The sequence below is a fragment of the Okeania sp. genome (genome assembly GCF_035285525.1).
Classification (GTDB): Bacteria; Cyanobacteriota; Cyanobacteriia; order Cyanobacteriales; family Microcoleaceae; genus Trichodesmium.
Genome location: NZ_JAYKGW010000238.1, coordinates 1 through 11094, shown reverse-complemented (window position 1 = coordinate 11094; position 11094 = coordinate 1). Strand labels below are relative to the sequence as shown.

The window sequence follows — 11094 nt, the reverse complement described above, 5'->3', positions numbered from 1 at the left end:
GTACGGTTCCCGAAAAATCGGGTTTCACAAGTGAGTTAACGAGTTTTCCAAGTAAGTCAGAGCAACCCGCCCCCTGATGATATAAGCCACCGTCTCAGGGGCGGGTACGGTTCCCGAAAAATCGGGTTTCACAAGTGAGTTAACGAGTTTTCCAAGTAAGTCAGAGCAACCCGCCCCCTGATGATATAAGCCACCGTCTCAGGGGCGGGTTTATGTAAATTTTAGAGTAAGCATGAAAATTTCCTCATAAACCCGCCCCTACTAATGCACTATTTTAAGTGAAACAATGCAGTAGAGTTTGTTAGCGTATCTCGTAACCCACCAAAGATATATAGTGCCGTTGCGTAAGTCCTAATTCTGAATTCTTAAATTTATTGAAAAAAAGCATCGGATATGAGAGAAGGGTGATAAGATAAACTGTTAACCTTTTTACGTTAAAATTCCGTTCCTGAATAATTTTAGGAGTGGGTTTTTAGTTAATCAAGACTTACACGGGAGGAACCCGGTTTCTAGAGTAAATCATTGTTTTTGACAATAAACATCTAGGAGAAACCGGGTTTATGGGTTCGCCTGCATAAGTCTAGTTGATTATCAAATAAACTCAGTAGCTCTAGTACATATTGTATCTACCAAGTAATAATTATGACTGATTCAATTCGTTTTCTCTTATGTTCCCCAGACCACTATGATGTGGACTATGTAATTAATCCTTGGATGGAAGGCAATATTCACAAATCTTCCCGCGATCGCTCGGTTGAACAATGGCACAAACTGCACAAAATTATTAAAGAACACGCTATTGTAGACCTAGTACCACCCCAAAAAGGTTGGCCAGATATGGTATTTACCGCCAATGCAGGTCTAGTTCTGGGAAAGGCAGTAGTTCTGAGTCGTTTTTTTCATAAAGAACGTCAAGGGGAAGAACCCCATTTCAAAGAATGGTTCCTCAGTCAAGGTTTTACTGTTCACGAACTTCCCAAAGAATTGCCTTTTGAAGGTGCAGGAGATGCTCTTCTAGACAGAGAAGGTCGTTATCTGTGGGCAGGATATGGTTTCCGTTCTGAACTTGACTCCCACCCACTGTTAGCAAAATGGCTGGATATTGAAGTATTATCTCTGCGACTGATAGACGAACGTTTCTACCATCTCGATACTTGCTTCTGTCCTCTAACTGGCGGTTACTTACTCTATTATCCACCAGCATTTGACTCCTATTCTAACCGTATCATTGAAATGCGAGTACCCATAGAAAAACGGATTAAAGTAACAGAAGCAGATGCAGTCAACTTTGCCTGCAACGCAGTTAATATTAATCGAACCATCATAATGAACAAGGTTAGTAATGATTTGAAATCACTTCTGATGCAAGTAGGTTTTAATATTATTGAAACACCTTTGACTGAGTTTCTGAAAGCAGGTGGTGCAGCTAAATGTTTGACTCTGCGAGTTACCGAACCAATTATACCAGATCGTTATGCTAAAGTGCAGGTGGAAAGTCAAACTGTTCGCATGGAAGGACATTTACTTGATACTGGTTTAATTAATCAAGCTTTAGACTTAATAGTTGAAGGTGGTGGTAGTTTCAAAGTTCTCAATTTTAATCTAGGAGAACAACGCCAAAGCACTTCTGTTGCTGAAGTTAAGGTTTCTGCGCCTGACCATGAAGTTATGGAAGAAATAATGAGTCAGCTTATTGACATCGGTGCAATCATTCCTACTGAAAATCTACAGGATGCTAAACTGGAACCAGTTGAACAAGATGGTGTCGCTGCTGATGATTTTTATGTTACGACTATTTATCCCACCGAAGTTAGAGTAAAAGGTGAGTGGATACGAGTACAAAATCAAAGGATGGATGGCTCGATCGCTATTACTGAAGTTAACGGCAAGATTCAAGCTAAATGTAAAGTTATCCGGGATTTAAAAGTTGGCGAACAGGTGGTAGTGGATGTCGCAGGTATTCGCACCATCCGGAAACCAGAATCCCGTGAAAAACGAAATCAAGAAGAATTTAGCTTTATGTCTGCTGGAGTTTCTAGCGAACGTCGGGTAGAATTAGTGGTTGAACAAGTAGCTTGGGAATTACGACAAATTCGCGATCGCGGCGGCAAGGTAGTAGTTACCGCAGGTCCAGTTGTAATTCATACTGGAGGTAGCGAACATTTAGCAAGTTTGATTCGTCAGGGATATGTACAAGCGTTGTTGGGTGGTAATGCGATCGCAGTTCACGATATTGAACAATCACTGATGGGAACTTCCCTGGGTGTGGATATGAAACAGGGAGTAGCGGTTCATGGGGGACACCGACATCACTTGAAGACTATTAATACTATTCGCCGTTGTGGTAGTATTGCTCAAGCAGTTGAAAGTAATATTCTGCAAAATGGAGTGATGTATGAGTGTGTTAAAAATAATGTGCCGTTTGTTTTAGCTGGTTCCATCCGTGATGACGGACCTTTACCTGATACTCAAATGGATTTGATTAAAGCCCAGGAAGAATACGCTGAGTTGTTGGAAGGTGCTGATATGGTTTTGATGTTATCAACTATGTTGCACTCTATTGGAGTAGGGAATATGACACCTGCAGGAGTGAAAATGGTTTGTGTAGATATTAATCCAGCAGTAGTGACTAAATTAAGCGATCGCGGTTCAGTTGAATCTATCGGTGTGGTGACAGATGTGGGTTTGTTCCTCAGTTTGTTGGTTCAGCAGTTGGAGCAGTTGACCAGTCCTTATTTGGTAGCAAAAGCGTAATATTAATGGATAATTGATAATTAGAAACATAGCAGTCTTTAATAGATTGTGACATTTTATGATAGGGGTTTGGTTTTCAAATCACTTAGGAGTTTGGGTTTGGAGACGAAACCCCTACAGCTTTTTTTCACAAATTATTTAGGATTGCTATAGTTTTCATTATCCATAGGACTAAAGCCATGAGGTAGGAAAAATAGGGGTTTGAGATTGCTATCCTGACGGACTGCGACCCATTCATGTCGCGGAGCGAAACGCTGTCCCTCGTATCGGAGAAAATTGCCTTCCGCATGCGTAAGTCCCGATCCATTAATAAAAAAATACATGACTTAAGCAAAGGTACTAGATATGAAGTATCGGTGCGTTAGCGTCAGCGTAACGCACCCTACGGATAGAGTTCATGCGTAAGTCCTAAAATAATTAAACAGAAAAAATATGAAACTGAGACATTATTTTTATGGTTTTCTGGTCGCATTAGTAATAGTATTAGCAACTAACTACCTGCTCACTGCTAATGCTAATATTCCACTATTCTCAAATTCCGTCATTGACAACTCTGTTGCTCAAGTACCAAATAATCCCAAATTTGCCATACCACTAAAATGTCAACTAGATAAAGACTGCTTTATTTTATTGTATAGCGATCGCGACCCCAGTCCCAAAGCAGTAGATTTTGGTTGTGGTAGACAAACTTACGACGGCCACAAAGGAACCGACTTTGCCATATCTGATCAAAAAATCATGGCTCAAGGTGTACCTGTAACAGCAGTTGCTCCCGGTAAAGTGCTACGAGCTAGAGACGGAGTACCAGATCGTCTAATCAAAAATCAAGCCGACAAGGATACAGTTAAAAACATTGAATGTGGTAACGGAATAGTCATAGATCATGGCAATGGTTGGGAAACTCAATATTGTCATCTCCGGAATGGTAGTGTAGTTGTAAAACCAGGAACAGTTGTGGAAACAGGTACTCAACTGGGAATGGTGGGAACATCGGGTTTAGCTTCTTTTCCTCATGTACATTTAGGCTTTCGATATCAGGGAGAAATTGTAGACCCATTTATTGGACCTAATGTTGGGAGCGGTTGTAATAATACTCGTCATTCAATTTGGGAACAACCTTTAAGTTATAAACCAACTGGACTTATTAGAAGTGGGTTTGCTACCACACAACCAAATATGGATGATTTGTGGTCTGGGAAATTTTACGACACAGTGTTATCAGCAAATAGTCCTATATTGATATTTTGGGTACAAATTTATGGAGTTTTGGCTGGCGATCGCGAACATTATCAATTATTTGCTCCCAACGGTGATCGAGTAATAGATAATACAAGAGAAATTAAATCTCCTAACAAAACATCAATAGGATATGTGGGTAAACGCAATAGTTCTCAGTCTCTTCCTCAAGGTAAATGGAGAGGTGAGTATAGTTTGACCAGAGATGGTAAAGTTTTGGTAAATGTCAGTAAAGAGGTTCAATGGATAATTAATAATTAATAATTGATAAAGCATAGTAAATGGTGAAAATTTTGTAGTGCAAGTATCTTGACCGCGATAGGTATAGTTCATAATAATAGACATCTTCAAAAGTTCAAAAAACCATTAATTATTATCCATAAATCATCAATTATTATCCTCTATTCCCTGTTCCCTGTTCCCTCTTTTTCATAGAAAATTGATTAATAAAAGAAAGCTATTAATAATAGGACATCCAAGATGTGGCTCAGGATATATGAGTCAACTTTTCCAAAGATGTAACTTACAAATCGGCCATGAAAAAGATTGGCAAGATGGTATGAGTTGTTGGTTTTTTACTGTTTTTTCCAAATATTCACCTTGGGGTATTCCCAAACAACCAGGCTTATCTAGATTTAATTTTGAATTTCAATATGTCGTGCATTATGTGAGAAATCCTTTGAATGCTATTCCTAGTATTTTGATGCAAATTGATGAAACTTATGCTCGTGGTATTGAAAAGCAAGCTAGTAATTATATTTATAAAAATGTTGATAAATATCTAGGAATCAATATCGAACAAATTTGTGTTAATAATTTAGAGAAAGCGATCGCTTCTTATTTATTCTGGAATCAAATAATAGTAAATAATCAACCATCAGCTACTTTTAAAGTGGAGTATTGTGAGCGAGAAGTTTTAGAATTTTTAAAAGACAGAAATTTGACTGATATTAATAAAATTGATCGGTCAAAAATTTTTGATATTCGGCTCAAAAATTATAACAATTCTCTGCAAAAATTTAGAGTATCAGCCAAACCAAAAATTCCTAATCGTGACTGGAAAAATGTTAATGAATATTTAAAAAAAGAACTAAATAAATTTTGTGATAAATATGGTTATGTGAGAATTTATAGCGATAATTTTAAAGTTATAAATTCTACAAAAATCATAATTTTGTAAAAATATAGGACTTACACGGGAATAACCCGATTTCTAGGATAAATCTTTGTTTTGAGCAGTAATAATCTACCCTCGTACCGGGTTTCTGGGTTCATCTGCGTAAGTCCTGAAATAGTTAGGTAAGCATTTCCTGGGTCATGCTGCGCAAACAGCCATCAGCTACTCTCTATATAGTAGCTTTATTAGGACTTACACGGGAGAAACCCGGTACGAGCGTAGAAACCCGGTTTCTGGGTTCAGTTCCAACCACGAGATTTTGTTGATCAATCCAGTTTCTGCATAAGTCCTGTCTTTAATAAACAGGACTTACCCATGAACCCTATTGGTAGAGTGTATTTCGCTGCGCGACATCAAAAGCGAAGCGTAACGCACCAAAACTCTATATATAGTAGAAACCCGGTTTCTGAGTTCAGTTCCAACCACGAGATTTTGTTGATCAACCCAGTTTCTGCATAAGTCCTGTTTATTAAAGGTTTCTTCCTTCTTCTTCCTTCTTCTTCCTTCTTCCTTCTTCCTTCTTCCTTCTTCCTTCTTCCTTCTTCCTTCTTCCTTCTAGTTTTATACAGTAAAAGCGATCGCTCGATTTCGCCCTTCTTGTTTTGCTGTATATAAAGCTTTATCGGCCATTGCAATCAGAGCATCCGGCGAACTTTCGGCACTGGGGATAATACTGGCAATACCCAGACTAAGGGAGACAATAGAACTTACCTTTGATTCTTGGTGAGGAATTGCTATTTTGCGAATAGCTTGTTGGACAAGTTTAGCAATCAAAGTTGCTCCTCGCTGATTTGTATTAGGTAAAAGAATCACAAACTCTTCACCCCCATAACGAGCAACCAGATCGTAAGGACGATTTACTACCTTTTTTACAACTTGAGCAACTTTCCTTAAACAAATATCTCCAGCCTGATGTCCGTAAAAATCATTATATAATTTAAAATAATCCAGGTCGAATAATATCACAGATAAAGGTTGTTTTTCTCTTCGACAACGCCGCCATTCTTTGGCTATAGTTTCCTGAAAACTGCGACGATTAGCAATTCCTGTTAATTCGTCTATAGCTGCAATCTGATTTAATTCTAATTCTAGGTTTTTCCTTTCTGTAATATTTCTAACTGTAATCGCAAAACCATCCCCTAATTTAACAGCAATGAAATGATACCATTTTCTTTCTCCTTGGTTATCAAAATAAATATCTTTCTCTAAAGACTTTCCAGTTTCTACCACATTAACAAAATCATCAAATAAATTACCATTAATTTTATCTAAAAACTTTTTGACAACTAATTTACCAGTCAAATCTTCTGGCTCTTGATTAAAAGCTCTAGCTAAAATTGGGTTAACAACTAAACAAGAAAAATTAAGAACATTTCCGCTTCTATTATCCCTTAATGCTGCCATAGCTGCTATACCATCAAGAGAAGAATTTAAAATACTAGAAATCATTGCCCTAGATTGATATAAAATAGCCTCTGCTTCTTTCCGTTGTCTAATTTCTTTCTTCAGATTATCTTGTTCTATTTTTAATAATTTTCTTTCTTTTTTTAGTAGTCGTTTCTGTTTTTGAATAGTTAACTGACTTTTAATTCTAGCTAAAACTTCTTCTTCTTGAAAAGGTTTAGTAATATAATCTATTCCTCCTACTTCAAAAGCTTTTACTTTATCAAAAACCTCATTCAAAGCACTAATAAAAATTATTGGAATTTCTTGGGTTTTAGCATTCCTTTTTAAACGTTCACAAACTTGATAACCATCAAGTTCCGGCATTTTAATATCTAATAAAATTAGATCGGGAACATCAGTTTCGACAGAAAGTAATGCACTTTCTCCATCAATAGCTTTTCTCACCTGATAACTATTAGTTTTTAAAAGAGTTGCTAAAACTTTTAAATTTGCTAAATTATCATCAACTATTAAAATTGTAGCTTCAAAATTTTGTTTCGGTAAATCATTATATTTAGTCATCATTATATTTTCAATATTTATAGAATAATCGTTTTTAGGGAACACTTAACTGGGAACACTTAACAGGGAACAGGGAATAGGAAAAAAGTATTTTGGCAAATATAATAATCCTAAATATAGCAATCCCAAATAGGTTCCAACAAATTAAAAACTCGAAATAAATTCTCAAATTCTTACCTATTAGCTATTCCCGAAAAAAGGCAAGATTTTTGACACGAATAAAATAGTATTGCTATAGGTTGTCACAATTCAAAAACTAAAAATAAAATGTGAAACTCTTACTTATTACCGACTACCTATTCCCTATTGCCCAAAAATAGATTCAATAAGTTTTCTAATTTTCTTAAATTGGAAATCATCAACTAAACCTTTCAAATGCTGCCCTAATAAAGATTGTTCGACAGGAATTTCATCAATTAATTCTAACATCATATCATCATCTAGAGCTTTAGCAGCAAAATAAACTTTTTTCAACCACTCTTCAGGCATTTTCTGTAGTTCTTCTACTGTTAAATTAGATGATTCAATAGTAGTTGCAGATTGAGTTTCTGACTCATAAATATATTCAACTCCTAAATGCTTTTTCATAATTTCAAAAATAGTGGCTTCTCGGAAAGGTTTTCTCACAAAATCATCACATCCTGCTGATAAAATAATTGCTTTCTGTTCTTCTAAAACACTCGCTGTTAAAGCAATAATTGCGGTGGCATTTCCTTTAATTGTACCTTTAATATATTCAGTTGCTTCATAACCATCCATAATAGGCATTCTCATATCCATCCAAATTAAATGAGGTTGCCATTTTTCCCAAATTTCGATACCTTCTTTACCATTTTTAGCTTCTTTTAATTCAAATCCTAATGGTTGTAATAGCTTGATTAATAATAAACGATTAGTCGGGCGATCATCTACAATTAATATTTTATAACGAGGTTGATTAGGTTTTAAAGCAATAACATGACGAGGATTTTCCTGAATTTTTATATCTTCTTTTTTAGCGATATTAACCTGAATATTAAATCGAAAAGTTGTACCTTTTTCTACTTGACTTTTAACTTGAATATCTCCTCCCATTAACTGCACAAATTTACGACTAATAGGTAAACCTAAACCTGTGCCTTCTTGACTATTTTTACCAGTTTCAGTTTGAGCAAATGCTTCAAATAATTTGGGTATTTCATCTTCAGAAATTCCTGCTCCTGTATCTCTCACCTCAAAAATAATAGTTGCCTTATTTTTCCCCTTTTCAAAACTTTCCCCTTTTTCCAAACTTTCCCCCCTTCCAAAGGGGGGACTAAGGGGGGATTCTTTCTTTTCCAAAGAGGAATTAACAGAAGATTCTTTTTCCCCTTTTTCCAAACTTAATTCTTTTTCCCCCCTTTCAAAGGGGGAACTAAGGGGGGATACAACAGTTACACTTACACCCCCTTCAGAAGTAAACTTAATTCCATTATTGATTAAATTAATTAACACTTGGCGCAACTTAGTTTCATCAGTATAGATATATTGAGGTACATTATCTTGACGATCAAAAATCAATGTTAAGCCTTTATTTTCTGCGGTAATATGTAATAAATCTTCAAGTTCATTTAAAAAGGAATAAAAATCAAAACTCTTAGGATTGAGAATCATTTTCCCAGCTTCAATTTTCGACAAATCTAAAATATTATTAATCAAGGTTAATAAATAATTGCCACTTTTATTAATAATAGTTGTATTTTCCTTATGTTCTTTTGACAAAGTTGGAGAACGCATCATAATTTGAGAAAAGCCTAAAATAGCATTTAAAGGAGTGCGTAATTCGTGACTCATATTAGCAATAAAAGTGCTTTTGGCTTGATTAGCAACTTCCGCTTTTTCTTTAGCAATAGATAATTGTTTTGTTCTTTCACCCACTTTTTTTTCTAAAGTAATATTTTGTTCTTCAATTAATTTTTGATTAAGTTCAGTATTTTTTAAAGCTTCATTTTGTGCTTTTTCTCTTTCATATTGAATCAGATTAATTCTATCTGCTAAAGCAACTGAAAATAATAAGACCGATAAACTAAAAGTAAAATTTGAACGGCTCTGTACATAAAAACCATAAGGTAAAAAACCAAGGGCACTAAAACTACGAATAATTATTCCTAAAATAGGAGCAAACATCGCTAATAAAAAATATTTACTTGGCTGATATCTTTGTCTCCATCTTATCAAAGCAGTTATTAATATTATGACACTAATAAATATAGCATTAAAAATTACGATAATATTATTCCATTTGGTTGGCATTGATATAATAACTGCCATAACTACAATTAAAGATATAATAAATAAAAATCTATCCATTCTCGGAATATATTTTTTAGTTTTTAAGAAAGATTGGGTGAACTTTATCCACGAAAAAAACATTAATAATAAAGCGAATGATTGAATCTCATAATAGTTAGGAAAATTATTCCACAAGAATTGATGTCCGATTCCATCTCGACATAATCTAAACCATAAATAACCGATAATAAACAAAACAAAATGTAGATAACTTTTATCTTTTAAAGAAATAAATAAAAACAAGTTATAACCAATCATTATTAAAAAAGTTCCATAAGCTATTCCCAAAGAAAAAAAAATATATTGATCTTCCTGTAAAAATGTTTCCCAACCATAAATATTTAAGGGAATAACTAAACCTGCTTTTGAAGTTAAACGTAGATAAATAGTTTTTTGATTATCATCAGTAAAAGGCAAACTAAAGAGAAAATAACGATGGTTAAATTCTCTAGTGCTAAAAGGTAAAAATCTCCCAGTTTTAATTATCTTAAGTCCTTTTTTTTCTCCTTGATCAAAATAAAAATCTACTGTACCTATACGAGTTTCATTTAAACTTAATATCCATTTTTGTGGTAAAATTGCTTGATTTTTCACTTGAAAACGAACCCAGATTGCTGATGTTGTTACACCTAAGTTTGGTTTCTTTTTATTGCTAGGAGTAAATTCTTGATTGACAACATTTTCAAGAGTTAATTCTCTAGTTTTATCTTCAAATATTTCTAAATTTAATCCTAAAGGATATTTTTGAACATTATCTTTTAAAACCACAACATTACCAAGATGTTCTAAGTTATTATTTTGGGCATAGCTATAGGAAATTGATATAAATAAGCAGAGGAAAACAACTATAATCAAAAATATTATTTTGAAAAAAATGTTATCTGCTATTGTCTTGGGAATGATAAAATTCATCTTTTTTTTGAAGTTCATATATGGCAACGTGGTTCATTCATTTGAAAAGCGCTGTAATGTATAATTCCAGTTTAATAAATGCTTACTAGAAATATTTTTCTGCCTTTTTATTTCTTGAGAAAAAAGACTGTAGGGGTTTGTTCTCCAAATCTAAACGCAAATCTAAACGCAAAGGGGTTTGGAAACCAAACCCCTACGATCAAATCTTACAACCTATTTAGGATTGCTATAAATATAGATATCAGAAAAATTTAGGTCTGAGTAAATATTAAGCACATTGTTACAGAGAAGCAGAGGTGATTCGCGAATCACCCCTACTTATTAAAACACATTTTAAATATGTCTTAGTTTATATACTTCTTCCTTGTCTTCCTTGTCTTCCTTGTCTTCCCTCTTCCTTGTCTTCCTTGTCTTCCCTGTCTTCCTTGTCTTCCCTCTTCCTTGTCTTCCTTGTCTTCCTTGTCTTCCTTGTCTTCCCTCTTCCTTGTCTTCCTTGTCTTCCTTGTCTTCCTTGTCTTCCTTGTCTTCCCTCTTCCTTGTCTTCCCTCTTCCTTGTCTTCCTTGTCTTCCTTGTCTTCCCTCTTCCTTGTCTTCCTTGTCTTCCTTGTCTTCCTTGTCTACCTTGTCTACCTTGTCTACCTTGTCTACCTTGTCTACCTTGTCTACCTTGTCTACCTTGTCTACCTTGTCTACCTTGTCTACCTTGTCTACCTTGTCTACCTTTTCTACCTTTTCTA

6 protein-coding genes are annotated in these 11094 nt (G+C 34.9%); 3 read left to right on the top strand and 3 right to left on the bottom strand.

Features of this window, described 5'->3' with window-relative positions; genetic code table 11:
* The first annotated feature begins 642 nt into the window (after positions 1-642).
* The 3 genes from argZ to VKJ25_RS22510 all read left to right on the top strand — a co-directional run bounded on the left by argZ (position 643) and on the right by VKJ25_RS22510 (position 5170).
* Positions 643-2754, top strand: coding sequence for a bifunctional arginine dihydrolase/ornithine cyclodeaminase (gene argZ / locus VKJ25_RS22520; protein ID WP_324238888.1), 2112 nt, complete (start codon positions 643-645; stop codon positions 2752-2754).
* A 432-nt stretch (positions 2755-3186) separates the two neighbouring features.
* Positions 3187-4251: a M23 family metallopeptidase gene (locus VKJ25_RS22515; protein WP_324238887.1), complete on the top strand. Its 1065-nt coding sequence runs from the start codon at positions 3187-3189 to the stop codon at positions 4249-4251.
* Between the two features lie 235 nt (positions 4252-4486).
* A complete protein-coding gene (locus tag VKJ25_RS22510) occupies positions 4487-5170 on the top strand; it encodes a hypothetical protein (protein ID WP_324238886.1) in 684 nt (227 codons plus the stop codon).
* Positions 5171-5728: 558 nt separating this feature from the next.
* Here the strand turns inward: VKJ25_RS22510 and VKJ25_RS22505 are convergent.
* The 3 genes from VKJ25_RS22505 to VKJ25_RS22495 all read right to left on the bottom strand — a co-directional run.
* Positions 5729-7138: a diguanylate cyclase domain-containing protein gene (locus VKJ25_RS22505; protein WP_324238885.1), complete on the bottom strand. Its 1410-nt coding sequence runs from the start codon at positions 7136-7138 to the stop codon at positions 5729-5731.
* Between the two features lie 300 nt (positions 7139-7438).
* Positions 7439-10300, bottom strand: a complete 2862-nt coding sequence (locus VKJ25_RS22500; RefSeq protein ID WP_324238884.1) for a hybrid sensor histidine kinase/response regulator — start codon at positions 10298-10300, stop codon at positions 7439-7441.
* 406 nt (positions 10301-10706) lie between these two features.
* Positions 10707-11094: hypothetical protein (locus VKJ25_RS22495; RefSeq protein WP_324238883.1), on the bottom strand; the 388-nt coding region annotated here is incomplete at its 5' end.